The organism is Solwaraspora sp. WMMA2101 (genome assembly GCF_049179175.1).
Classification (GTDB): domain Bacteria; phylum Actinomycetota; class Actinomycetes; order Mycobacteriales; family Micromonosporaceae; genus Micromonospora_E.
In genome coordinates, this window is sequence record NZ_JBMHMA010000006.1 from 6,504,365 (window position 1) to 6,527,631 (window position 23,267).

The 23,267-nt window shown below is 70.5% G+C and carries 19 protein-coding genes and 3 pseudogenes; 13 read left to right on the top strand and 9 right to left on the bottom strand.

Features of this window, described 5'->3' with window-relative positions:
* Window positions 1-5 precede the first annotated feature (5 nt).
* Window positions 6-1,274, top strand: coding sequence for a glycosyltransferase (locus tag ACN28F_RS30545; protein WP_289205896.1), 1,269 nt, complete (start codon window positions 6-8; stop codon window positions 1,272-1,274).
* Between the two features lie 85 nt (window positions 1,275-1,359).
* On the opposite strand, the gene ACN28F_RS30550 is transcribed toward ACN28F_RS30545, so the two are convergent.
* The 3 genes from ACN28F_RS30550 to ACN28F_RS30560 are packed head-to-tail and all read right to left on the bottom strand — an operon-like array spanning window position 1,360 to window position 4,947.
* Complete coding sequence (locus ACN28F_RS30550) at window positions 1,360-2,856, bottom strand: O-antigen ligase family protein (RefSeq protein WP_421360948.1); 1,497 nt, start codon at window positions 2,854-2,856, stop codon at window positions 1,360-1,362.
* A gap of 58 nt (window positions 2,857-2,914) precedes the next feature.
* A complete protein-coding gene (locus ACN28F_RS30555) occupies window positions 2,915-3,907 on the bottom strand; it encodes a dTDP-4-dehydrorhamnose reductase family protein (protein WP_421360949.1) in 993 nt (330 codons plus the stop codon).
* Window positions 3,904-4,947 carry a polysaccharide biosynthesis protein gene (locus ACN28F_RS30560; RefSeq protein ID WP_289205899.1) on the bottom strand — a complete coding sequence of 348 codons (1,044 nt, stop codon included), beginning with the start codon at window positions 4,945-4,947 and terminating at the stop codon, window positions 3,904-3,906. The genes ACN28F_RS30555 and ACN28F_RS30560 overlap by 4 nt, the downstream gene beginning before the upstream one ends.
* Before the next feature lie 251 nt (window positions 4,948-5,198).
* Here ACN28F_RS30560 and ACN28F_RS30565 point away from each other — a divergent pair, with 251 nt between their 5' ends.
* The 4 genes and pseudogenes from ACN28F_RS30565 to ACN28F_RS30580 all read left to right on the top strand — a co-directional run.
* Window positions 5,199-6,476, top strand: a complete 1,278-nt coding sequence (locus tag ACN28F_RS30565) for a glycosyltransferase family 4 protein (protein ID WP_289205900.1) — start codon at window positions 5,199-5,201, stop codon at window positions 6,474-6,476.
* On the top strand, window positions 6,451-7,035 hold the full coding sequence (locus ACN28F_RS30570; RefSeq protein ID WP_289205901.1) for a sugar O-acetyltransferase: 585 nt from the start codon (window positions 6,451-6,453) through the stop codon (window positions 7,033-7,035). The genes ACN28F_RS30565 and ACN28F_RS30570 overlap by 26 nt, the downstream gene beginning before the upstream one ends.
* A 109-nt stretch (window positions 7,036-7,144) precedes the next feature.
* A pseudogene (locus ACN28F_RS30575) lies at window positions 7,145-7,846 on the top strand (helix-turn-helix transcriptional regulator); the annotation flags it as partial.
* A gap of 80 nt (window positions 7,847-7,926) precedes the next feature.
* A pseudogene (locus ACN28F_RS30580) lies at window positions 7,927-8,109 on the top strand (YwiC-like family protein); the annotation flags it as partial.
* A gap of 26 nt (window positions 8,110-8,135) precedes the next feature.
* On the opposite strand, the gene tnpA reads toward ACN28F_RS30580, so the two are convergent.
* The gene (gene tnpA / locus ACN28F_RS30585; RefSeq protein WP_289205902.1) at window positions 8,136-8,606 is read right to left on the bottom strand and encodes an IS200/IS605 family transposase; all 471 of its coding nucleotides are present in this window, start codon (window positions 8,604-8,606) and stop codon (window positions 8,136-8,138) included.
* On the opposite strand from tnpA, the gene ACN28F_RS30590 reads away from it, so the two are divergent.
* Together ACN28F_RS30590 and ACN28F_RS30595 are read left to right on the top strand one after the other, a co-directional pair.
* Entirely contained in the window at window positions 8,518-9,885 is a 1,368-nt protein-coding gene (locus ACN28F_RS30590) for an RNA-guided endonuclease InsQ/TnpB family protein (RefSeq protein WP_421360953.1), read from the top strand. The genes tnpA and ACN28F_RS30590 overlap by 89 nt on opposite strands.
* A pseudogene (locus tag ACN28F_RS30595) lies at window positions 9,882-10,459 on the top strand (YwiC-like family protein); the annotation flags it as partial. The gene ACN28F_RS30590 and the pseudogene ACN28F_RS30595, both read left to right, overlap by 4 nt.
* A 157-nt stretch (window positions 10,460-10,616) precedes the next feature.
* On the opposite strand, the gene ACN28F_RS30600 reads toward ACN28F_RS30595, so the two are convergent.
* Window positions 10,617-11,831 (bottom strand): globin domain-containing protein, encoded by a 1,215-nt coding sequence (locus ACN28F_RS30600; protein ID WP_289205904.1) that lies wholly within the window; start codon window positions 11,829-11,831, stop codon window positions 10,617-10,619.
* A gap of 272 nt (window positions 11,832-12,103) precedes the next feature.
* Between ACN28F_RS30600 and ACN28F_RS30605 the strand changes: the two genes are divergently transcribed.
* Complete coding sequence (locus ACN28F_RS30605) at window positions 12,104-12,493, top strand: YciI family protein (RefSeq protein WP_289205905.1); 390 nt, start codon at window positions 12,104-12,106, stop codon at window positions 12,491-12,493.
* Between the two features lie 14 nt (window positions 12,494-12,507).
* On the top strand, window positions 12,508-13,737 hold the full coding sequence (locus ACN28F_RS30610; protein ID WP_289210952.1) for an RNA polymerase sigma factor: 1,230 nt from the start codon (window positions 12,508-12,510) through the stop codon (window positions 13,735-13,737).
* A gap of 31 nt (window positions 13,738-13,768) precedes the next feature.
* Here the strand turns inward: ACN28F_RS30610 and ACN28F_RS30615 are convergent, their stop codons facing one another.
* On the bottom strand, window positions 13,769-15,013 hold the full coding sequence (locus tag ACN28F_RS30615; RefSeq protein ID WP_289205906.1) for a cytochrome P450 family protein: 1,245 nt from the start codon (window positions 15,011-15,013) through the stop codon (window positions 13,769-13,771).
* 274 nt (window positions 15,014-15,287) lie between these two features.
* Between ACN28F_RS30615 and ACN28F_RS30620 the strand changes: the two genes are divergently transcribed.
* Window positions 15,288-16,436 carry an epoxide hydrolase family protein gene (locus ACN28F_RS30620; protein ID WP_421360956.1) on the top strand — a complete coding sequence of 383 codons (1,149 nt, stop codon included), beginning with the start codon at window positions 15,288-15,290 and terminating at the stop codon, window positions 16,434-16,436.
* 6 nt (window positions 16,437-16,442) lie between these two features.
* On the opposite strand, the gene ACN28F_RS30625 is transcribed toward ACN28F_RS30620, so the two are convergent.
* The gene (locus tag ACN28F_RS30625) at window positions 16,443-17,774 is read right to left on the bottom strand and encodes an FAD-dependent oxidoreductase (RefSeq protein ID WP_421360958.1); all 1,332 of its coding nucleotides are present in this window, start codon (window positions 17,772-17,774) and stop codon (window positions 16,443-16,445) included.
* Window positions 17,775-17,977: 203 nt separating this feature from the next.
* On the opposite strand from ACN28F_RS30625, the gene ACN28F_RS30630 reads away from it, so the two are divergent.
* On the top strand, window positions 17,978-19,138 hold the full coding sequence (locus tag ACN28F_RS30630) for an epoxide hydrolase family protein (protein WP_421360960.1): 1,161 nt from the start codon (window positions 17,978-17,980) through the stop codon (window positions 19,136-19,138).
* Window positions 19,139-19,214: 76 nt separating this feature from the next.
* Here ACN28F_RS30630 and ACN28F_RS30635 read toward each other — a convergent pair whose 3' ends face one another.
* Together ACN28F_RS30635 and ACN28F_RS30640 are read right to left on the bottom strand one after the other, a co-directional pair.
* Entirely contained in the window at window positions 19,215-20,399 is a 1,185-nt protein-coding gene (locus ACN28F_RS30635; RefSeq protein ID WP_289205910.1) for an acyl-CoA dehydrogenase family protein, read from the bottom strand.
* Between the two features lie 170 nt (window positions 20,400-20,569).
* A complete protein-coding gene (locus ACN28F_RS30640; RefSeq protein WP_289205911.1) occupies window positions 20,570-20,875 on the bottom strand; it encodes a hypothetical protein in 306 nt (101 codons plus the stop codon).
* Window positions 20,876-21,096: 221 nt separating this feature from the next.
* Here ACN28F_RS30640 and ACN28F_RS30645 point away from each other — a divergent pair, with 221 nt between their 5' ends.
* The gene (locus tag ACN28F_RS30645; protein WP_289205912.1) at window positions 21,097-21,954 is read left to right on the top strand and encodes an NAD-dependent epimerase/dehydratase family protein; all 858 of its coding nucleotides are present in this window, start codon (window positions 21,097-21,099) and stop codon (window positions 21,952-21,954) included.
* 44 nt (window positions 21,955-21,998) lie between these two features.
* Window positions 21,999-23,258 carry a glycosyltransferase gene (locus ACN28F_RS30650; RefSeq protein ID WP_421360962.1) on the top strand — a complete coding sequence of 420 codons (1,260 nt, stop codon included), beginning with the start codon at window positions 21,999-22,001 and terminating at the stop codon, window positions 23,256-23,258.
* The last annotated feature ends 9 nt before the right edge of the window (window positions 23,259-23,267 follow it).

The following is a 23,267-nucleotide window of genomic DNA, read 5'->3' on the forward strand; positions in this document are numbered from 1 at the left end:
GACAGATGCACGACCAGACCATCGCGCCCGGCCGAGAGGCGCCGGCGTCAGTGCCCGAGGCCGACGCCGACGCCGTCGTACCGGGCCGGCCGCGTCCACTGCTGATCGGTGCGTACGCCTTCCCGCACGGCGACGCCACCTCGAACCGCCTGTTGCAGTTGGCCCGCTGCGCGGCCCCGGCCGGGGTGCGTACCCTGGTGGTCAACGACTGGCCCTGTGAGCTGCCCTTTCCGGCCGCGTGCGGTGAGGTGGCCGGTATCGATCTGGTCACCCTGCGGGTGCGGGGACGGACCCGTCTCAGCCGGATGTCGGCCCGACTGGCCCGCCCGGTGCGGGTGCTGCGGGTCCTGCGGGCCCGCCAGGTGCGGCGCGGCGACGTCTCGGTGGTGCTGCTGCCGATGGCGATGCTGACCCTGGGCAACTGGGCGGTGCTGCGGCTGGCGTTGGGCGCCCCGGTGGTGGTCGACGCCAGCGAACGTCACGACCGCCGTCAGTTCCGTCGCGGTTGGCGGGACCCGTACTTCGTCCGCCACCGCTGGTCGACGTTCCTGGCGACGCGGCTCGTCCGCCGCGCCACCGTGGTCTCCACCACTCTCGGCGGCTACCTGCGGCGGCACGGCCTGCAGGTGCTGGTGGTGCCGCCGCAGGTCGACTGCGCGGAGTTCACGCCACCACGGCCGCCGTCGCTGGCCGCCGGGCTGCGTCTGCTGTACGCCGGCACGCCTGGCCGCAAGGACATGCTCCACGTGATTCTCTGTGGGATCAGCCGGCTCACCCCGGCGCAGCAGCGTCGGGTGCACCTGACCATCGCCGGGATCACCCGCTCCGACGCCGCCCGGCTGTCCGACCTGGATCCGGCGGTGCTGGACGGACTCTGCGCCGAGGTGACCTTCCTCGGCCGGGTACCCCGGCAGTCGGTGCTGGACCTGCTGGCCGGGTCGCACTTTTCGATGCTCGTTCGCCCGACTGGCGGATACGCGGCCAACGGGTTCCCGTCGAAGGTGCCGGAGAGCCTCGCCGCCGGTTGCCCGGTGCTGCTCAACTACACCAGCGACCTGGCCGACTACATCCACGACGGGGTCGAGGGGCTGGTGCTGGCGGGCAACGGCCCGGACGACGTACGCCGGGGGGTCGAGCGGGCCCTGGGACTGGACGACACGGACTGGGCGACGATGAGTCGTGCCGCCCGGTCCAGGGCCCGTCGCTCCTTCGACCACCGCGCCTGGCGGGACCGGGTCGCTCCCTTCGTGACCGGCGGCGACGCGCGGCCCTGAGCCGCTGAGCCGGCGGCCCTGAGCCGCTGAGCCGGCGGCCCAGGGCGCGTCGGCCACAGTGGCGCGTCGGCCACCGGGGCGGCGGTCAGCGCAGGGCGGGCAGGTGCCGTCGGGACCCTCCGGCGGGAGCGTCCCCGCCGGTGCGGGCCGGGCGCGGCCGGTGATCGACCGGCCCGGTGCCGACCCGGACGTGCGTCGGCCGCCGTCGCGGTGTCGGCGCCCCGGTGTCGTCGTCGGTCCGCCGGTCGGTCGGCAGGTGCAGTAGCACCGCCGCGACGGCGAGCCAGAACACGTACGGATAGGTCTGCCCGGTGCCGAACATGGCCGATTCGGTGATCTGGATCAGTAGTCCGGTGACGATGAGCCAGATCAGGCCCGAGTTGATCCGGGTGACCGGGGCCCGTACGGCGGCGCGGAACACGGCCAGCAGCAGCATCAGCAGCGGTACGACCGCGACCAGACCCAGCTCCAGCAGCAGCTGCAGGTAACTGTTGTGCACGACGCCGATGTCCAGTCCGAGGAACCTCTCGTAGCTGGTCAGCTGGGTCAGGTGGTCGCGGGAGGCGTACCCGAACCCCAGCGCCGGCCGGTTCTGCCACCACAGGTCGACGGTCGCCTGCCACATGGCGATCCGGCCGTTGGACAGATCCTCCTGGGCGGTGAACCGCGCGACGATCTGCTGCATCCACGGCGTGGCGGCCACGGCGGGCAGCAGGTTGAACAGGTAGGCGGTGAGCAGCCCGGCGGCCGCGGCGGTGACCAGTCGCGTCACCGGGCCGATACCGTGGCGCAGCACCACCCAGAGGGCCCCGACGGCGACGGCGACCAGCGCGGTGCGGGACTGGGACAGCACGAGCGCGCCCGCGGCCGGCACCATGCCGAGCAGGTCGACCGGCCGGCGGGTCTGCCGGTGGACCGCCCAGCCGAGCGGGATCGTCAACGCGCAGACCATGCCGAGCATGTTGGGGTTGTTGTACAGCCCCTGGAACCGTTGGCTGCCGGACAGCGCGGCCGCCAACGTGCCGTCGGTGAGCCCGTAGCCGAGACTGACCACGGCGGACAGGCTCAGCACCAGGTAGATGACGCGCAGGTCGGCCAGCATGACCGTGCGGTCGGGCCAGCGGCGACGGATCAGCAGGTGCACGAGCGCGGCCAGCAGCAGCAGCGCGACGCCGCGTTGGAAGGTCTCCAGCGCGACGATCGACCAGGTCGCGCTCACCGTGGCGAGCCCGGCGACCAGCCACAGGGCACCGGCGAACGTCGCGGTCCACGGGGTGAACCGGGCCGACGGCGGGCGTCGTACACACAGTAGCCAGACGACCAGCATGCCGACTGCGACGTACCGTGGATAGAAGCTGGCGTCGACGAGCGCCTGTACGTCCGACGAGGCGGCGACCAGCAGGCCTATCGTCAGGGCCAGCATCGCCCGCCAGCCGTCCATCCGGCAGGCACAGCCGACCAGCAGCAGCAGTGCCGCCACGGCACACGCGATCAACAGGTCGTGCATGGCGAGAATGATCGTGACCACCACGAGGCACGCCGCGCCGACGAGACTCGCCAGTTGGCTCACACGGTCTACCACTTGTCGTCCTTCGGCTTGCGGCCGGCCGGCTCGTCGCCAGCGGTCTGTCGGTGCGTGGTCAGGCCGGGATCTGCTGCCTGTCCGTCGGCAGCGGTGCGCCGGACCAGCGGGCGCGGGCGGCGTGCAGCGTCCGGATCATGTCCGGCCAGTCCGGCGGGCGGTATCCGGTCGCCTCGGCCAGCGCGTCGGCCCGCATCGACCGGTCGCAGACGAACTCGGTCTCCGCCACCAGATCGCCCTGCCATTCGTAGACCTCGGCGACCAGTCGCAGCAGGTCGTACTTGGTGATCGGCGTGGCGGCCACGTGGTAGAGCCCGGTCAGGTCCGGGCGGGGCAGCACGACGGTACGCAACAGCCGGGCGAGCTCGACCGTCGTCACTCCGCTGTAGACCGCCCGGGTGTAGCCACGCACCTGACCGGACTGGCCGAGAAACCAGTCCACCAGCGACCGTCGGGTGGTCAGTTCGTGACCGACGATCGAGGTACGCAGCGTGAGCGCGCTGCCGGTGGTCACTTCGCCGAGCAGCTTCGACCGGCCGTACAGGTCCGGCGGGTCCGGCAGGTCGTGCTCGACGTAGGCGCCCCGGCTGCCGGAGAAGACGCAGTCGGTGCTGACCTGGATCAGCCGGCCGCCGTGTCGGGCAGCGGCGTCGGCGAGCAGGTGCGGCAGCAGCGCGTTGAGGGTCACGGTGGGGACCGCGTCCTGCACGTCCGGCCGTTGTTTGATCACGCCGACGCAGTTGACCACGACGTCCGGCCGGAGCTCGTCGATGACGGCGCGGACCTGGTCGAACCGGGTGGCGTCGACGCCGCTGGTGATCCGGTGCAGCAGTTCGGTCGGGTAGTGGTGCTCCCGACCGTCGAGGCTCCTGACGACCCCGTGCACCTCCAGCTCGGGTGCGTCGGCGAGTTCACGCAGCAGCGTGTGGCCGAGCATCCCGGTGGCGCCGACGATCAGTACCCGACGGACGGCCGGTGCGGTGGCGGTCGCCACGGTACGTCGCCGGGGGACCAGGTCGGGTCGGGTCCGGTCGCCGCCCGCCCCGCTCACGCGGGCACCGCTGTCAGGGCGAGGGCGTCGACCTGCGCCCGGACCTCCGGCAGGGTCAACAGCAGGGACTCGATCTCCGGTACGGTCAACCGCCGGGCGTTGTGTGAGTTGTAGTCGGCCAGGCCGCCGCTGTCGAGGTCGCCCTCGTCGACGTACAGGGCGTAGTTGAGGTCGCGGCTGTCGACCGGCACCCGCAGGAAGTCGCCCAGGTCCTCGGCGTGGGACAGCTCCTCGCGACTGGCGAGTGTCTCGTAGAGCTTCTCGCCGTGCCGGATGCCGAGGACGTGGAACTTCGCCGGCACGCCGAACAGGTTGCAGAGCGCCTCGGCCAGGTCGCCGATCGTGCAGGCGTCCGCCTTGCGGATGAAGACGTCGCCCGACTGGCCGTGCCGGAACGCGTGTTCGACCAGCTCCACCGACTGCGGCAGGGACATCAGGAACCGGGTCATCGTCGGCTCGGTCACCGTCGGCAGCCCGCCCCGGCGGATCTGGTCGATGAACAGTGGGATGACCGAACCACGGGAGTACATGACGTTGCCGTAGCGCACGCAGCAGACCCGGGTCCGGGCGGCCGGGCTGTTGCGGCTGTGTGCCTGGGCGACCTTTTCCATGATCGCTTTGGTCATGCCCATCGCGTTGACCGGGTAGACGGCCTTGTCCGTGCTCAGCAGCACCAACGCCTCGACGCCGACCCGCTCGCAGGCCTCGACGACGTGGGCGCTGCCCAGGACGTTGGTGCGCACCGCCTCGAGGGGGAAGAACTCGCAGGAGGGCACCTGTTTGAGCGCGGCGGCGTGGAAGACGAACTCGGTGCCCCGGGCGGCCTTGAGTACGCTGTCGTAGTCCCGTACGTCGCCGACGTAGTAGCGGATCCGCTCGTCGCCGAGCCGATGGCGCATTGCGTCCTGCTTGGACTCGTCCCGGCTGAGCACCCGGATCTCGGCGGCGCCCGCGTCGAGCAGCCGGGAGACCATAATCTGCCCGAACGATCCGGTGCCTCCGGTGATCAGGAAGCGTCTGTCCGATAGTGAGGGAAGCACCACTGCCCCTTAGTCCTGTCACTCCCGTCGGACCAGCCGCAGGGAACCTGGGATCACGTCGAACGCGACCATATCGCCTAAAAGGTGGCGTAGCGGGTTTTTCGTCAATAGCGAATCCTGGTCATGTCCTCTGCTGCATCAGAGCAGCTTTGACCTCAGTTAAACCTATATGCCGGTCTTAATGACATAAGCGGTGATATGCGTACTACATGCAGAACACCGTGGGACTCCGGACAGGCCTTCGGTCGAGCGTGCCGGCTGCCGGGGCCGCCCAGCTGCGCATCGGCCTGCTCACTCAGTGGTTCGACCCCGAACCGGGCCCGGCCGCCCTGCCCGGCATGCTCGCCCGCGCCCTGGCCCGTCGCGGCCACGACGTCCGGGTACTCACCGGATTCCCCAACTATCCGACCGGTCAGCTGGCACCCGGCTTCCGGATGGCCCGCCGGCACGACGAGGACGACGGCGAAGTCCACATCCGCCGGGTCGCGCTCTACCCCAGCCACGACCACCACGCGGTACGCCGGCTCGCGAACTACGGGTCGTTCGCCGCCTCCGCGCTGTTGTCCGGCACCGACGCGCTGCGCGGCCTCGACGTCCTCTGGGTGGGCAACTCGCCGATCACCGTGGCGCTGCCGATGTGGTTCATCCGCTACGTCCACCGGGTGCCGGTCCTGCTCCACGTCCTGGACATGTGGCCGGACAGCGCCGTGGCCAGCGGTTTCATCGGCACCGGTCCGGGTTTGCGGCTGGTCGAGCGGGGGATGGCCCGCTGGTGCGCCGCGATGTACCGCAGCGCCGCCCGGATCGGGTACGTCTCACCCAGCGCCGGCGACCTGCTCGCCCGCAGGGGGGTGCCGGCGGACAAGCTCGTGCACCTGCCGATGTGGGCGGACGAGACCGGCCGGGCCCGACCCGGGGACCTGCGCGCCGAACTCGGGCTCCGCACCGACCAGCTGGTCTGCGTGTACGCGGGGGCGCTCGGCGAGGCGCAGGGCCTCGACTCGCTGATCGAGGCCTGCGCCCGGGTCGACGATCCCCGCTTCGTGTGCCTGATCGCCGGCTGCGGCACCACCGAGCGCCGGCTGCGCGAACTCGCCGCCACCACCGGCGCCCGCAACGTCCGCTTCCTCGGCCAGCTGCCCCGGCACCGGATGCCCGCGCTGATGGCGACCGGGGACGTGCACTACGTGAGCCTGCGGCCGGGGGGCATGTCGGCGTACACCATGCCGAGCAAGGTGCCGGCCATCCTCGCCGCCGGGCGGGCGATCCTGGTCGCGGTCGATGGTGACGCCGCAAGAGTGGCCCACGACAGCGGCGCGGGGATCACCGCGCGACCCGGTGATCCGGACTCGATCGCCGCTGCCCTGCGCGAGGCCTGCGACCTCGGCCGGGACAAGCTCGACCTGCTCGGCCAGGCCGCCCGCGGCTACTACGACCGGGTCTTCTCGCTGGCCGCCGGGGCTGAGCGGATCGAGCGGGCACTCGGTGAGGCGGTGACGGCCCATGGCGGCCGGGTACTTCGCCGGTGACCCGCGCACCAGCCGGGAGCGGATGCTCGCCGGCGACCTGTACGTCGCCGACGATCCGCACAGCGCCCGGATCGCGGCCCGGGCGGTCGCGCTGACACATGCCTACCACCGGGCGAGCGTCGACGGTCCGCCGGCGGCTGCCCGCGCCATCCTGGCCCGGTTGCTCGGCAGCCTCGGCGAGGACGTGGTCGTGCGGCCGCCACTGTACGTCGACTACGGCGAGCACCTGCACATCGGTGCCCGCACCTTCGTCAACTACCACCTGACGGCGCTGGACGTGGCACCGATCCACATCGGTGCCGACTGCCAACTCGGACCGAACGTGCAACTGCTCACCGCGACACACCCGCTCGAGCCGCAGCCGCGCCGAGACAAGTTGGAATCGGCCCGGCCGATCACCATCGCCGACAACGTCTGGCTCGCCGGGGGCGTGATCGTCTGCCCGGGCGTGACCATCGGCGAGAACAGCGTCGTCGGTGCCGGCGCGGTCGTCACCCGGGACATCCCGCCGGACGTCCTGGCTGTCGGCAACCCCGCGCGGGTGCTGCGGCAGATCTGAGGCGGCATCCTGCCATCGGGAAACGGGCCGTGACCGGGCCGAAGGTCCCGGATCCCGGGTCCGGGACGCCCCGGTTTTCACGGCGTTCGCCGTTGTAACGTCGGTCAGTGTGAGCGACCACCACGGGCCCGGTCCGGCCGGCGAGATCGTCGACACCACCCGACACCGGGCGTTGGGCACCGCGAGCCGGGCGTCGATGCTGGAGCTGGTCCGCGCCGCCGCCGGCGGTGTCACCATCGCCGAGGTCGGCGCCCGAACCGGCCTGCACCCCTCCACCGTGCGCGACCATCTCGACCGACTCGTCGCCGCCGGCCTGCTGGTCAAGGCACGGGCCACGGGCGGTCAGCCCGGTCGGCCCGCCTGGCGTTACCGGACAACGGCTGCACCGGCACCGGCACCGGCACCGGCACCGTACCGGGAGCTTGCCGCCGCGCTGCTGGACCAGTTGGGCCGCCGCCGCACGGACGCCCGCGCTGCGGCCGCCCGCGCCGGCCACGACTGGGGACGCCGTCTCGCCGCGGCGGCTCCGCCCGGCGGCAGCCCGCTCGACACGCTGCTCGCGGTCCTGCACCGGCTGGGGTTCGCCCCCGTCGCACGATCCACCGGTGCCGACCGCACCGAGATCCACCTGACGGTCTGCCCGTTCCTCGAACTTGTCCACCGCAACCCGGACGCCATCTGTTGGCTGCACCTCGGCGTCGTACGCGGTGCTCTGGAGCAGGCCGGTGCGGCACCCGGCAACGCGGTCCTGGAACCGTTCGGCGCGCCCACCGCCTGCGTGGTCCGGCTCTGTCCGGCAGCGTCGGCCACCGTCGAACCGGCCGCCACGGCCACCGAGCCGACCGCGCCCACGATGGCCACCACGGGCGCGGTCGACCGGAGGAGACGACCATGACCGCCGCCGTCGCCGCCAGCACGGGCCCAGCTCCCGCGTACCGCCGGATGCTGCGGCAGTACCTGCCGCCACAGCACGGTGCCTGGGCGATGCTGCTCCTGCCGTACCTCGTCGGGGTCGCCCTGGTCGGACCGCACTGGCCGCACCTGCCGTTGCTCGGCGCCTGGCTGGACGGCTACCGGAGTGCGGGCGAGTGTTCCGGCCTTCAGGTCGGGGGTGAAGGCCTGTACTGGGCGGGCCGCCGGGCCCGAGCAGTGTCTTGACCGGGACGGTTCTGCTGGTCGATGTACTGCTTGATGACGCTCGACGGTGCGCCGCCGACAGAGCCGGCGAAGTACGAGCCGGACCAGAGTTTGTTGGCCCGGTAGTAGTGGGGCGCCAGGTCGGGGAACTCCTGCCGGAGGCGGCGCGAGGAGACCCCTTTGAGGCTGTTGACCAGCCTGGCCACGGCGACCTTGGGCGGGAAGTTGACCAGCAGGTGGACGTGGTTGTGGCCGCCGTTGAACTCGACCAGTTCGGCCTCGAAGTCGGCGCACACGTCTCGCATGATCGCCTCCATCCGGGTCAGGTGCCGGTCGGCGAACACGTTGTGCCGGAACTTCGTTACGAAAACCAAGTGGACATGCATCGCGAAAGTGCAGTGCCTGCCGGTGCGGATGCCTTGCGATTCGACCATAGACCAACATGATACGGTGATGGCCGTGCAGCTCCGTTACAACTACCGGATCACCCCGGACACCGCCCAGCGCACCGCGCTGGCGCAGGCGTTCGGGTGTGCCCGGGTGGTTTTCAACGACGGACTCAGGCTGCGTCAGCAGGCCCGCGAGGCGGGCGAGAAGTACATCTCCGACGGCGACCTGTCGAAGTTGGTCATCACAGCGGCCAAGGCCACCGAAAGCCGCAGCTGGCTGGGTGAGGTGTCGGCCGTGGTGTTGCAGCAGGCCCTCGCCGATCTGAACACCGCGTACCGCAACTTCTTCAACTCGCTGTCCGGCGAACGCCGGGGCCGCACGGTGGCCCCGCCCCGGTACCGGTCCCGTAAGGACAACCGGCAGGCGATCCGGTTCACGCAGAACTCCCGGTTCAAGGTCTGTGACAACGGCCGCCTGCGGCTGCCGAAGATCGGCGACGTCGCGGTGCGCTGGTCGCGCGGCCTGCCGTCGGATCCCACCTCGGTCACCGTGGTCAAGGACACGGCAGGCCGGTACTTCGCCTCGTTCGTCGTGACCATCGGCGAGGACGAGACGCTGCCGCCGGTCGACTCCGAGATCGGCATCGATCTGGGCCTGACCCACTTCGCGGTCATGTCCGACGGCACGAAGGTGACCGCACCGAAGTTCCTGCGCCGCGCGGCCCGCAAGCTCAAGCGGTTGCAGCAGGCACTCTCACGCAAGCAGCGGGGCAGCAACCGCCGCAGGAAAGCCGTGATCGAGGTGGCCCGCGCTCACGCGTGGGTAGCCGACGCCCGGCGGGACTGGCAGCACAAGCTGTCCACGGCGATCATCCGCGACAACCAAGCGGTGTACGTCGAGGACCTGTGCGTTGTTGGTCTCGGCCGGACTCGGCTGGCGAAGTCCGTGCACGATGCGGGCTGGGCCGCCTTCACCGGCATGCTGGAGTACAAGGCGCAGCGGTACGGGCGCGTGTTCGCCCGGGTGGACCGGTGGCTCCCGTCCACCCGGATGTGCTGCGACTGCGGCCGGATCAACGAGAAGATCGCGTTGCACGTCCGGGAGTGGGACTGCCCGTGTGGCAGTCACCACGACCGGGACATCAACGCCGCCATCAACATCAAGGCCGCCGGACAGGCGGACTTCAACGACCGTCGAGCGCACGTAAGACCGGGACTTGTCCCGGCGGCGCGCAGTGAAGCGGTAACCCACCCGGACGCTGCGTGTTCCACGCGCAGCGTGGAGGGAATCTCCGTCCTCCAGGGCGGAGAGGATGTCAACTGACCTCCTACTACGTCCTGCAGGCCGTCAAGAGCGCCGGCCACGTCGGTTCGCCGCCCAGATCCGGCTGTACGCCCTGATCACCGTGCCACTGGCGGCGACGGTGCTGGTCGCCCGGCCGGCGGTGCTCTGGTACGCCCCGGTCTACGCCGCCCTGCTGCTGGTCAACGGCGCCTATGCCGGCCGTCGCGCCGAACGCGCCCTGGCCAACGATCTCGCCTCGGTGCTGCAGAGCTGCCTGCTGGTCCTCGTGGTGGCCACCGTCGCCGCCGTACCACCGGTCCGGGTCCTGCCCGCCTTCGTGGCCCTGCTGCTGTACCTGACCGGGACGGTCCTGTTCGTCAAGACCATGATCCGCAACCGGGACGACGCCCGGTACCGACACCTGTCGGTCGGCTACCATCTCGCCGCGCTCGCCGCGGCCGGGTGGATCGACGCGCGGCTCATCCCGGTTTTCCTGGTCCTGCTGATCCGCGCCTGGCTGCTGCCGTCCTGGCGGCTGCGGCCCGCGCAGGTCGGCGTCGTCGAGATCGTCTGCTCGGTGCTGATTCTCGTCGTCGTACCGGTCGTGTCGTGACCGGACCGTCGCCATCACATGGTCGTGCCGTGACCGGAGCGTCGCGACCACATCGATCACCCGGAAGGTGTCCCATGTCGCCGTCCTGCCTGACCACCGTCGCCGAGCAACAGCTGCGCCTGGCCCGTGCCGCCGCGCACGGCCGGCACGCTGGCCGTCAGCCGCGTAGCATCCCCGGGCCGAACACCTCGTAGGCGATCCGGTCGCTGGACACGCCCCGACGCAGCAGCCCACTGCGGATCCGGTTCATGAACGGCAGCGGCCCGCACAGGTGCACGTAGGCCCCGGCCGGCAGCGGAATCCGGGCCGGATCCACCCGTCCGGCGGAAACTTCGGCACCGAATTCCGGCACCGGGCCGCCGGCCGGGTCCTCGTACCACAGGCGCACCGACAGGTTCGGCAGCTGCTCCCGCAGATGGGAAAGCTCGCCGCGCCGGGCATGGGCGGCGACCCGCCGGTCGGCGTGCACCAGCACCACCTCCCGCTTGGGGTCGGCCACCGACAGGTGCTCCAACGCCGACATCGCCGGGGTCACCCCGATGCCGGCGCTGACCAGCAGCAGCGGCTCCCCGTCGGCACCGACCGCGCTGACCTCGCCGAACGGTGGGCTCAGCCGCAGCGTGTCGCCGACCCGGACCCGGTCGTGCAGGTACGTCGACACCATCCCGTCCGGTGTGTCACCGGTCGCCCGGATCCGTTTGACGGTGATCCGCAGGTCGGCAGTGCCGGGGCGGCCGGAGAGGCTGTACTGGCGGATCTGCTGCCCCCGGTCGCCGTCGAGGTCGACGGCGACCGACACGTACTGCCCGGGAACGAAGGCGGGCACCGGGTCGTCGTCCGCCGGTACGAGCCGTAACGACACCACGTCGGCGGTCTCGGGCACCACCTGCGCGACCCGCCAGTCGCGCCAGACGGGCGCGTCCTCGGCGATGCCCGCCACCGTGTACAGCCGGGCCTCGCGGGCGATCAGTTCGCAGGCCAGCAGCCAGTACACCTCGTTCCAGGCGACGGCGACCTCTGCAGTGACGGCGTCACCGAGGACCTCGCCGACGGCCGCGAGCAGATGTCGTCCGACGATCGGGTACTGGGTGGCGGTGATGCCGAGCGAGGCGTGCTTGTGGGCGATCCGGTCCAGCACCGGACCCCAGGGCACGGCACTGTCGCCGGTGAGGTGCCCGGCGTAGGCGGCGACCGCGGTGGCGAGGGCGGCCTGTTGCGCGCCGGTGGCCTGGTTGCCCCGGTTGAACAGCTGCAACAGTTCCGGGTGGGCACCGAACATCCGCTGGTAGAACCGGGTGGTGATGGCCGTACCGTTGGCCTGGACGGCGGGCAGCGTCGCGGTGACCACCGCGGCTGAGGACTCCGACAGCACACCTGCTCCTTGTCGCTACGTCGACGGGACTCCTGCACACGCAACAGACGCGCAACGTCGCACGTCAGGGCCGAAGGTCCCGCGTCGACGGTGGTGTGGTCAGGGTGACACCACGACGGGCGCGCCGGCTGGACGCCACGCGGGCGCGAAGGTGGGTGTCGGTGGACCGGGCCGCAGCGGTCAGGCGAGCATTCCGCCGGAAGTCGTCGGGCCGTCGTGCCAGGCTGGTGGGACTATCATCGGCAGCGGCGACCGTCAAGCGAGGAGTGAGTGTGAAGTACCTGGTGCTGATCTACAGTAACCCGGTCAACTGGGAGCACCCGATGTTCCTGCATCAGCAGGAGACCCTCGCCCCGGACGAGCGGGACGCCCAGCTGGCGGAGTTCTCCGCCCTGCTCACCGAGATCGCCGAGTCCGGTGAGCTGGTCGGCTCCGGCGCCCTGGGCGATCCGGCCAGCGCCCGGACCCTGCGGAACCGCGACGGTGTCCTGACCGCCACCGACGGTCCCTTCATCGACGCCAAGGAGCACCTCGCCGGCTACTTCCTGCTCGACTGTGCCAGCGGGGACCGGGCCGCCGAGATCGCCGCCCGGTTCCCGGACACCCGCCACGGTGCGGTCGAGGTCCGGCCGGTCCTGGAGTTCGCGGACCACCTGCTGTGAACGCTCCGGCGGAGATGGAGCAACTGCTCCGCCGGCTCGTGCCCCCACTGATCAGGATCCTGGTCCACCGTCACGGCAACTTCGACTCCTGCGAGGACGCGGTCCAGGAGGCACTGCTCGCCGCCGCCGTGCAGTGGCCCGAGCAGGGCCTGCCCGACAACCCGATGAGCTGGCTGTTGACCGTCGCGACCAGACGGCTCATCGACGCCCACCGCAGCGAGGTGTCCCGCCAGCGCCGTGAGACGACGGTCGCCGTACTGACCCGGCCGGAGGATCTCGTCGTGTCCAGTCCGGACGTATCCGACCGGGTCGACCGCGACGACACCCTGCTACTGCTGTTCCTGTGCTGCCATCCGCAGTTGTCCACCGCGTCCCAGATAGCGCTGACGCTGCGGGCCGTCGGTGGGCTGTCGACCGCGCAGATCGCCCGGGCCTTCCTGGTCCCGGAGGCCACGATGGCGCAGCGCATCAGCCGTGCCAAGCAGCGGATGAAGGCCGACGAGGTCAGTTTCAGCCTGCCCCCGCGGCACGAGTGGGCGCAGCGTCTCGGCGCCGTCCTGCACGTGCTGTACCTGGTCTTCAACGAGGGCTACTCGTTGGCCACCGAGGACGATCCGCAGCCCGCGCTGCTGACCCGGGAGGCGATGCGGCTCACCGAGGAGCTGTACCGCAGACTCCCCGACGATGGAGAAGTCGCCGGACTGCTGGCGCTGATGCTGCTGACCGAGGCTCGGCGACCGGCCCGGACCGGTCCCGACGGGGTCCTGGTGCCCCTGGCCGACCAGGACCGCAGCCGATGGAACCAGGAGTACCTGACCCGAGGGCGCCGGATCGTCACCCGGGTCCTGTCGACCGCGCCGATCGGCCCCTACCAGCTGCAGGCGGCGATCGCTGCGGTGCACGCGGACGCGGCCCGGTCGCAGGACACCGACTGGCGGCAGATCGTGCTGCTCTACCAGCTGCTCGTGGCCATCTGGCCGAACCCGGTGGTCCGGCTCAACCAGGCGATCGCGGTGGCGATGGTACGCGGCCCACAGGCCGGCCTCGACGTACTGGCCGCTGTGGAGGCGGACCGGCGGATGACCGCCAACCACCGGATCGACGCGGTTCGGGCCCACCTGTTGGAAATGGCCGGCGACCGGGCCGCAGCACGGTCGGCGTACCTCGTGGCGGCGCAGCGTACCGGCAACGCCGCCGAACGCCGCTACCTGCAGGAATGCGCGGCGCGGCTCACCGGTCGGTGAGCCGCGCCGCGCCACGGCGGGTCCGGGGCGGTCAGCCGGCGGCGGCCGGCACCGGCGCGGTGAGAAGGACCGGCAGCTCGCGGTGGCCGTTCATGATGAAGGTCCCCTGCGGGGCGAGCTCCTCCCGAGGCACAGCGAGCCGCAGGTCGGGAAAGCGCTCGAACAGGGCGGGCAGCGCGATCGACGCCTCCAGCCGGGCCAGCGGCGCGCCGAGGCAGTAGTGCACCCCGTACCCGAAGGAGAGGTGGGACTTGTCGGCCCGGGTGATGTCGAAGCTGTCGGCGGTCTCGCCGTGCACCTCGGGATCGCGGCCGACACCGGCGAAACCGATCAGCACCGGGTCGCCCTTGCGGACCGTCACGCCCGCGAGTTCGACGTCCTCGACGGCGAACCGGAACGGCAGCATCGCCGCCGGTGACTCGGCTCGCAGCGTCTCCTCGATCACCTCGGACCAGTCCACCGCGCCGGAGCGGACCAGCTCGTACTGGTCCGGGTTGGTGACCAGGTTCAGCACGGCGTGGCTGAGCAGGTTCATCAGTGTCTCGGAACCGGCGCCGAGCATGAGGTGCAGGGTGCCGACCATCTCCTCGTCGGTCAGCCGGGACCCGTCCTCCTCCTTGGCGGCGATGAGCAGACTGGTCAGGTCGTTTCCCGGCTCGCGTCGGCGCAGTTCCACCAGGTCCTGCATGGCCTGGTGCCACTGGTCGACGTTGGCGGCGGCCTCCTCCGGTGTGATCGACGTACTGACGTTGACCTCGCCGCCGCGCAGCGCGTCGGCCCGTGACTCCTCGGGCACGCCGAACAGTTCGCAGACGACCTGCGCGGGCAGCGGGTAGGCGAAGGCCTTCTTGAGGTCGACGATGGTCCCCGGCGGTATCGCAGCCATCTTGTCGAGCAGGTCGTGGGTGATCCGTTCGATGAGCGGCCGGGCCTCCTCGACCCGACGGGCGGTGAAACCCCGCGCGATCAGCTTGCGCAGTCGCACGTGGTCGGCGCCGTCATGGGTGGTCATGTTGTCCATCACCACCCACGTGATCATCGGCCAGCCGGGCGGGATCTCGCCGTTGCGCAGCGCTGGCCAGTGCTCGCGAGGATCCTTGAGGAACCGTGGGTCGCTCAGCACCTGCTTGGCCAGCTCGTAGCTGGTGATCGACCAGGCGGACACACCGCCGGGCAGCTCGACTGCGGCGATCGGGCCCTGTGCCCGCAGGCGCGCGGCTTCGGCATGGATGTCCGTACCGCTGGTGTCGAGAACAATTGGGCATCGCTCTGTCATGGACGGGCTCCTGAGCTCGACGAACAATAGAACGTCAACAGCGGGATAAGGGGCGGGATCGTGATGATCTGCGGGCAGCAGAGAACAGTTCCACAGCCCGTCGGCTACCGGCTGCACAACGTGCTTCAGATCGTACGGCCGGGTCCACCCTCGTGTTTTCTTCCAACGTGCCGAATCGATCTGCCATCCCACCCGCAGGCCTGTGCGGCACCTGGCGATGCCAGTACCGTCGGCTGCTACGGCATTGACGCGGGCGAACACCGGGGAGTGTGTGATGGAGCCGTTCCGTATCGAGATTCCGCAGGAGAGTCTGGATGATCTGGCTGCGCGGTTGGCGGGGGTGCGGTGGCCGGTGCAGCCGGTGGGTACGGGGTGGGAGCGGGGGGTGCCGGTGGGGTATCTGCGGGATTTGGTGGGGTATTGGCGGTCGGGGTACGACTGGCGTGCGGCGGAGGCGCGGTTGAACAAGTTTCCGCAGTTCGTGGCGGAGGTTGATGGGGCGCGGGTGCATTTTTTGCATGTGCGGTCGCCGGAGCCGGGTGCGGTGCCGTTGGTGGTGACGCATGGGTGGCCGGGGTCGTTTGTGGAGTTTTTGGAGGTGGTGGGTCCGTTGGCGGATCCGCGGGGGTTCGGTGGGGATCCGGGGGTGGCGTTCGATGTGGTGGTGCCGACGATTCCGGGGTTCGGGTTTTCGGGTCCGGTGTCGGGTACGGGGTGGACGTTGCCGCGGGTGGCGGGGGTGTGGGCGGAGTTGATGCGGCGGCTGGGCTACGACCGCTACGCCCTGCACGGTGGCGACTTCGGCTCGTTGATCTCGCTGGAGGTCGCCCGCCAGCACCCGGCGCGGGTGCTGGGCGTGCACGTCAACTTCCTGGTCACCGGGGTGGACACGGCCGCCGACCCGGACCTCAGCGACGCCGAGCGGGGCCGGCTGGCGACGATGGCCCGGTTCCACACCGACCCGGCCGGCTACGTCAAGGTGCAGGCGACCCGGCCGCACACCCTGGCCTTCGGCCTGACCGATTCGCCGGTCGGGCAGCTGGCCTGGATCGTGGAGAAGTTCCGCGAGTGGACCGACCCGACGTCGGCGCTGCCCGACGCGGTCGACCGGGACACGCTGCTGACCAACGTGATGCTGTACTGGCTGACCGGTACGGCCGGGTCGTCGGCGGCGCTCTACTACGAGATCGGCGCGCAGTTGCGCGCCGGGGCCCCGCCGGTGGCACCCTGGCCGACCGAGGTGCCGGTGGCGGTGGCGGTGTTCCCGCACGACTTCCTGCTCCCGGTGCGCCGGCAGGCGATGGCCGAGTTGCCGACCATCACCCGCTGGACCGAGTTCGCCCACGGTGGGCATTTCCCGGCGCTGGAGCAGCCGGAGCTGCTGGTCACGGATCTGCGGGCGTTCTTCGCCGACCGACGGTGAGTCGGCTCACTCCCCGACGGCGGGCCGCCGCCGCAGGACCCGTCGGACGATGTTGGGCCGCATCAGCGCGCTCAGCGGGTCGACCAGACCGGCGGCGCGCAGGAAGGCGCCGGACAGCGCCGGGTCGTGTACGGCGGCCGCCTGCAGCCGCGGCACGTACGAGTTGCCGATGCGGACCTTCAGCGTCCGCCGTCCCTGTACCCCGGCGAAACCGAGGTCCGGCCCGGCCGACATGTCCCAGGGCGCGTCGATGGCCCGGGCGACGTCGCGGAAGTAGCCGTCGGCGGCTGGTGCGCCCTGCTGCAGGTGTCGGCCGAGGATCTGGGCCTGTAGCGCGGCGGCCGTCATGCCCTGGCCGTAGACCGGGTTGAAGGTGCAGACCGCGTCCCCGAGCATCAGCAGGCCCTCCGGGAAGCTGTCCATGCGTTCGTAGCGGCGGCGAACGCTCGCCGGGAAGTGGAACGACTTCGGCTCGCTCATCGGCTCGGCGTCGCGCAGCGCCCGGTAGATCTCCGGGACCGGCAACGACCGGACATAGGCCAGCAGCCCGTCCCGGTCGGTCGGTGGGCGGTCGCCGAGCAGACCGGTCAGCGATATCGAGTAGCGGTCCGGCAGACGGGCGAAGATCGCCCCACGGGGCATCTGTGGGGTGGCCACCGGAATGATCGCGATCTGTTCACCGATCGGGTCGAACGGCAGTGGCGGGCGGTAGTGGCAGGTGGTGTAGGTCAGATCCATCTTGACCTTCTCCTCCGCGACCTGCGGATAGCCCAGCTCGACCAGCCAGCGGTGGGTCCGCGAGCCCCGGCCGGTCGCGTCGACCAGCAGGTCCGCGTCGAGGACCTCGGCCTGCCCGTCGGGGTCGCGCAGGTGCACCCCGGTGACCCGGCGGCGGTCCGTCGTGGTGGCCAGGTGCATGACGTCGCACCTGTCGCGGAAGGTGACGTTGCCCAGGTCCTTGACACGCTGGCGGATCCGGGCCTCCAGCAGGGGGCGCCCGGCCGCCACACAGATCAGCCCGGTCTCGGTCTTCCGGATCATCTCGCCGTTGAAGTACCAGCTCAAACTGGTGCCGAAGTCTCCCACCGGCACGCCAATGCCGACCAGTTCGTCGGTGAGCCCGGGAAACAGTTCCTCGAGGATCCGCTGGCCACGGGCCAGGAGCGCGTGAATGTGATGGCCCTGTGGCACGGCCCGGCGGGGGTCGTCCCGCTCGGTCAACTGGTCCCGGTCGATCACCGTGACCTCACGGTAGGCCGGGGCGAGGACCCGGGCGGCCAGACAACCGGCGATGCTGCCACCGAGCACGACGGCCCGGTCGCCGACAATGTGGGCCATGAGTTGACTCCTCGATGGGAGGTGGCATTCGAACGAATATCATGCTAACGCTGTTCTTCGTCAACATTTTCTTCCGGACTGCTCGGTTTCCTCCGGACTCCTCAGGCCATCTACCCGTGCTATCTGTCAGTGGCTACCATGAATGGCGGCCCGTGCCGATATTCTGGCTTTCGTGGCCTCCGACAAGTATTGAGGAGTGTGTGATGGAGCCGTTCCGTATCGAGATTCCGCAGGAGAGTCTGGATGATCTGGCTGCGCGGTTGGCGGGGGTGCGGTGGCCGGTGCAGCCGGTGGGTACGGGGTGGGAGCGGGGGGTGCCGGTGGGGTATCTGCGGGATTTGGTGGGGTATTGGCGGTCGGGGTACGACTGGCGTGCGGCGGAGGCGCGGTTGAACAAGTTTCCGCAGTTCGTGGCGGAGGTTGATGGGGCGCGGGTGCATATTTTGCATGTGCGGTCGCCGGAGCCAGGTGCGGTGCCGTTGGTGGTGACGCATGGGTGGCCGGGGTCGTTTGTGGAGTTTTTGGAGGTGGTGGGTCCGTTGGCGGATCCGCGGGGGTTCGGTGGGGATCCGGGGGTGGCGTTCGATGTGGTGGTGCCGACGATTCCGGGGTTCGGGTTTTCGGGTCCGGTGTCGGGTACGGGGTGGACGTTGCCGCGGGTGGCGGGGGTGTGGGCGGAGTTGATGCGGCGGCTGGGCTACGACCGCTTCGTCGTGCAGGGCGGTGACCTCGGTGCCTGGATCAGCCTGACCCTCGCCGGCATGTTTCCCGACAAGGTCCTCGGCGCTCATGTGAACTTCCTGGTCACCCCGCCGAGCGGAGACCCGGCCGACCTCGCCGGCCTGTCCGGGACCGAGTTGTCGCGGCTGGGGTTGCTGACCACCTACGCCAACGAGCTGTCGGGCTACATGAAACTGCAGACCACCCGGCCGCAGACCCTCGCGTACAGCTTGACGGACTCGCCGGTCGGCCAGCTGGCCTGGATCGTGGAGAAGTTCAAGGACTGGACCGACTCGGCATCGGTGCCGGAGGACGCGGTCGACCGGGACACCCTGCTGACCAACGTGATGCTCTACTGGCTGACCGGCACCGGTGCGACCTCTGCGCACTTCTACTTCGACAACGCCGACGTGATGCCGACCGCACCCACCCCGCCGCCCCCGCCCCCGCCGCTGCAGGTGCCTCTGGGGGTGGCGGTCTACCCGCGCGATCCCGCCCAGCCGATCAGGCGGTTCGCGGACCAGGGGTTCCCGAACATCGTCCACTGGGCGGAGTACGACCGAGGGGGGCATTTCCCGGCCCTGGAGGTGCCGGACCTGTTCGTCGAGGACCTGCGGCAGTTCGCCCGCGCCCTGCCGCGCTGATCGGAGCAGGCTGTCGCCGAGGAGGCCGGCGTGGACCGTCAGGTCCACGCCGGCCTCCTCGGCGACAGCCGCCGGCCTACACGAACGGCGAGTTCGGCTCCAGTCCGCACAACACTCGTCCGTAGAGTTCGAGGTTGTTGCTCGGCAGATTCAACGCGTGCAACGCCATCGCCTGGATATCGCGTTGCAACCGCTGGATCGGCACCTGTGAATAGATGGAGGATCCGCCGCTTGCCAGGGCGACGATGTCGGTCGCCTCCTTCGCCAGCTGGCACACCCGACCCACCGCCACCCGGGCGTAGGCGCGTTCCTGCAACGTCCAGGGCTCGTCGGCATCGGACTTGCCATCCACCATGTCGGCGAGCCGGTAGGCGTGGTACTCCGCCTCGTCGATCTTCAAGCTCGCCTCGGCCACCTGAAGGTGGGTGTACGGTGCCTCACGCTGGCTGTCGTAGCTGGTGTAGGTGATCGCCCGTCCCGGCAGGCGCTCGAAGAAGCCCTCCAGGGCGCCCTTGGCCACCCCGACCATCTTGCCGACCGTCGCCGCCGAGATCGCCGCGATCATCGGTGCACGGTACAGCCGCAGGTCGGCGTTGAGTGTGGAGTAGTACTGCTGACCGAGCAGCGGACCGATCCGGACGTAGCGGTGTGCGGGAATGAACAGGTCCTGGGCGAGGGCCGTGACGCTGCCCGTGCCGCGCAACCCGCCCACCTGCCAGTCGTCGACGAGTTCGACGTCGCCGACCGGCACCACCGCCATGATCGGCTCCATCCCGCCGTCGGCGGTGGGCAGCAGGGCCGACAGCAGCTTCCACTGACTGTGCGCGGCTCCGCTGTTGAAACCCCACCGTCCGGTCACCTGGATGCCACCGTCGACCGGCTGCGCGGTGCCGGTCGGGGCCAGTGTGCCGCAGACCCGTACGTCGGGGGTCGAGAACACCTCGTCCTGCGCCTCGTCGGGGAACAACCCGAGATTCCACGAGGTGATCCACCAGACCGCGACGGTGAAGGCGGTCGCCGAATCGCCACGGCCGAGGTGCATCGCGACCTCGACCATGGTCCGGGCGTCACACTCGTAGCCGCCGAACCGGCGGGGCAGCCGCATCCGGAAGATGCCGGCGTCGGCCATCGCCTCGACGACGTCGTCGGCCAGGCGCCGGTTCTCGTCCGCCCATTGCGCCCGCGAGCGCAACAACGGTACGAGATCCGCGGCACGCGTGACGAGTTCCGCTCGCGCCGGGATGGTGGAAGTAGTGGTCATCGTTCCTCCGTCTGGTGTCGGTGGTGCGGGTTCCCCACCCGACTGTGATGTTCGGCGATGCCCGGCGCATCTTTGATTGCGCCTTTCTGTGGCACCCCGCAGGGCGGTCGTGCGCGGGGACGGGCGCCCCACACGACCAGCGCCGGACGGGGCCGGGGCGGGCCCGGCCGTCAGCCGAAGTCGACCCCGTAGCTGCCGATGACGGTGGCACCTCCGGCCGTCGGCGGGCCGGCCGCCCGCGTCCCGAACTCACGCTGGAACTCCTGGAACGCGGCGAAGTCCGGCAACGAGGCGGCACCCGGCTCAGAGACACCGATATGGACGAACGTGACACCGTCGGCGAGTCGGAAGGCGGCGTACCGCAACCCTTGTGGACAGGCGACGGCCAGTTCGGCGAAGACGTTCTCGACCAGTTTCTGATTCTGGTCGGCCGTTTCGGGTCGCATCTGGTACCGGACGACGAAGGCCTCGCTCATGACGACTCCCGGGCAGGCAGGGTAGATCAGGACATGGGTCGGTGCCAGGATGGGCAGGCACCGGCGGGGAACGCATCTCGCAGATTGCTCACTTTGCTGCTTCTGGAATACGTCGAATTCGTCCCGCCGATGCCACGATGCAGGGGTGAGTGGGCGGCCACCTACGGCGGCGGGCAGGCGGTAGGCCCGCCGACCGATACGTCGGGAGAAGGGACATCGCCATGTCCGGGTCGAAAGTGCTCGTCATCGGGGCCGCCGGCTACATCGGCTCGGCCGTCGCGGCGGCGTTCGCCGCCGCCGGTCACCGGGTGTCCGGGTTGCAGCGACCCGGCGGTCGTCCGGTCCCACGCGCCTACCGCGCCGTACCTGGTGACCTCACCGACCCGCCTTCGCTGGTCGCGGCCGTCGACGGGTTCGACTTGGTGGTGCACGTGGGCGCGTTGCGTGACGACCGGTACGAGCAGCCCGGGTTGCGCGCCCTGCTCGGTACCGGGACACCGATGCTGTACACGTCGGGCGTCGACGTGCTCGGGCCCGGTGAGGTCACCGAGGACAGCCCGCCCGAGCCCCACCCGATCGTGGCCTGGCGGGCACCGAGCGAGATCGCCGTACGTGCCCACGGTGGCCGGTTGATCCGGCCCGGCCTCGTCTACGGCAACGGCGGCGGCGTCGTACACCACATGCTGGCACCGATGACCGCCCGGCTGGGCTGCGGCATCTTCCTCGGTGAGCCAGGCGTGCGGTGGGCGGCGGTGCATGTCGAGGACCTGGCCCGGCTGTTCGTCGCGGTCGCCGAGCGGGCGGCACCGGGCACCGCCTGGAACGCCGTCGCCGAGACCGTCCGGGTCGACGACATCGCCCGGGCGATCGGTGGCGGCGTGGCCAGGTCCCTGCCGGTCGACCAGGCGCCGCCGGAGATTCACGACATCGCCGGCCTGTTCCGCTACGACCAGGCGGTCTCGGCCGAGCGGACCCGCCGGGAGATGTCCTGGCAACCGGTGCACGAGTCGATCCTCGACGAACTCGGTCGCTGGTCGCCCGCCGCCCGGTCGGATCACGCGCTCGAAGGTCACCGCTAGTCCACGGTGCTCACGCTCGCCCGCGTCAAGATGGAGGACGTGCTGTGTCCGTACCCGTTTCCCGGTCGAGGATCTCGGTGGTCGTCCCGACCTACAACCGCAGTGCCTATGTCCGGCACACCTTGGCCAATCTGGCGCGCCAGACCCTGCCGCCGGACGAGTTCGACGTGATCGTCGCCGACGACGGCTCCACCGACGACACCCGCGAGGTGGTCGAGTCGTTCGCCGGCAAGCTGCAGGTCGCCTACCACTACCAGCCGGACGAGGGGTTCCGGGCACCGGCGGCGCGCAACGCCGGGGCCCGGCTGGCCCGGTCGCCGCTGCTGGTCTTCTTCGACGCCGGGGTGATCCCCGGCCCGGACTGTCTCCGCCAGCACCTGGCCCTGCACGCCGACCCGCAGGCACACCGGGCGGTCATCGGCTACGCCTACGCCTACAACCCGCCGTACCCGATGCCGGGCATCGCCGAGGCGCTGGCCGAACTTCCTCCGGAAGCGGTGGTCGAGCGGTTCCGGCGCAACCCGGCCTTCCTGGACATTCGCCATGTCGAGATGGCCGCCTGCGACTTCGACGTCAGCCGTCGGGCGCTGCCGTGGACGCTGTTCTTCAGCCTGAACTGCTCCGTGCGCGCCGACGACTACTGGCGGGCCGGCGGCTTCGCCGAAGCGTTCCGCAAGTGGGGCCTGGAGGACATGGAGGTCGCCTACCGGCTGCACCGCGACGGCGTGTCGTTCGTCGTGTCCCGCGACGCGTGGATCGTCGAATCCCCGCACGAGCGCAGCGAGGAAGCGAACTGGCTGGCGATCCAGGAGAACATCGACGTCTTCCTGGCCCGTCATCCCGAGCCGGTGATCGAGCTCGGCTGGGGCCTGATCAAGAACGAGCTGATCTGGGAATGGGACGACGAGTACCAGCGGCTGACCCGCTGGCTCGACCAGATCCGCGACCGTCAGGTCATCGACGAACTGGCCGGCGCGCTGGCGCGGATGGAGGACCCGGGGCGGATCGCCGTACTGGGCGCCGGAGCGGCGGTGCCGGCGACGATGCCCGACGCCGTCCTGCTCGAACCGGACGGTGAGCTGTGCCGGTCGGCCGCCGACGATCGGCAGCGTACCCATGCTCTCGGGTTGCGCACTCCGTTGGCCGACTCCGCCGTGGACACCGTCCTGATCACGTCCCGGCTGGCCGGGCTCTGGGACCGCTGGGGGCCGCAGTTGCTGGCCGAGGGGCGGCGAATCGGGCGTCGGGTCCACCTCACCGGCGACTTCGGTGACCCGGTGCTGGGGTTGCGGACCGACGCCTGACGGTGGTCG

Coding starts and splice junctions, on each gene's coding strand:
- ACN28F_RS30545 (WP_289205896.1), top strand. CDS start 6: ATGCACGACCAGACCATCGCGCCCGGCCGAGAGGCGCCGGCGTCAGTG.
- ACN28F_RS30570 (WP_289205901.1), top strand. CDS start 6,451: ATGGCGGCCGGGTACTTCGCCGGTGACCCGCGCACCAGCCGGGAGCGG.
- tnpA (WP_289205902.1), bottom strand. CDS start 8,606: ATGGTCGAATCGCAAGGCATCCGCACCGGCAGGCACTGCACTTTCGCG.
- ACN28F_RS30610 (WP_289210952.1), top strand. CDS start 12,508: ATGGAGCAACTGCTCCGCCGGCTCGTGCCCCCACTGATCAGGATCCTG.
- ACN28F_RS30615 (WP_289205906.1), bottom strand. CDS start 15,013: ATGACAGAGCGATGCCCAATTGTTCTCGACACCAGCGGTACGGACATC.
- ACN28F_RS30620 (WP_421360956.1), top strand. CDS start 15,288: ATGGAGCCGTTCCGTATCGAGATTCCGCAGGAGAGTCTGGATGATCTG.
- ACN28F_RS30625 (WP_421360958.1), bottom strand. CDS start 17,774: ATGGCCCACATTGTCGGCGACCGGGCCGTCGTGCTCGGTGGCAGCATC.
- ACN28F_RS30630 (WP_421360960.1), top strand. CDS start 17,978: ATGGAGCCGTTCCGTATCGAGATTCCGCAGGAGAGTCTGGATGATCTG.
- ACN28F_RS30635 (WP_289205910.1), bottom strand. CDS start 20,399: ATGACCACTACTTCCACCATCCCGGCGCGAGCGGAACTCGTCACGCGT.
- ACN28F_RS30640 (WP_289205911.1), bottom strand. CDS start 20,875: ATGAGCGAGGCCTTCGTCGTCCGGTACCAGATGCGACCCGAAACGGCC.
- ACN28F_RS30645 (WP_289205912.1), top strand. CDS start 21,097: ATGTCCGGGTCGAAAGTGCTCGTCATCGGGGCCGCCGGCTACATCGGC.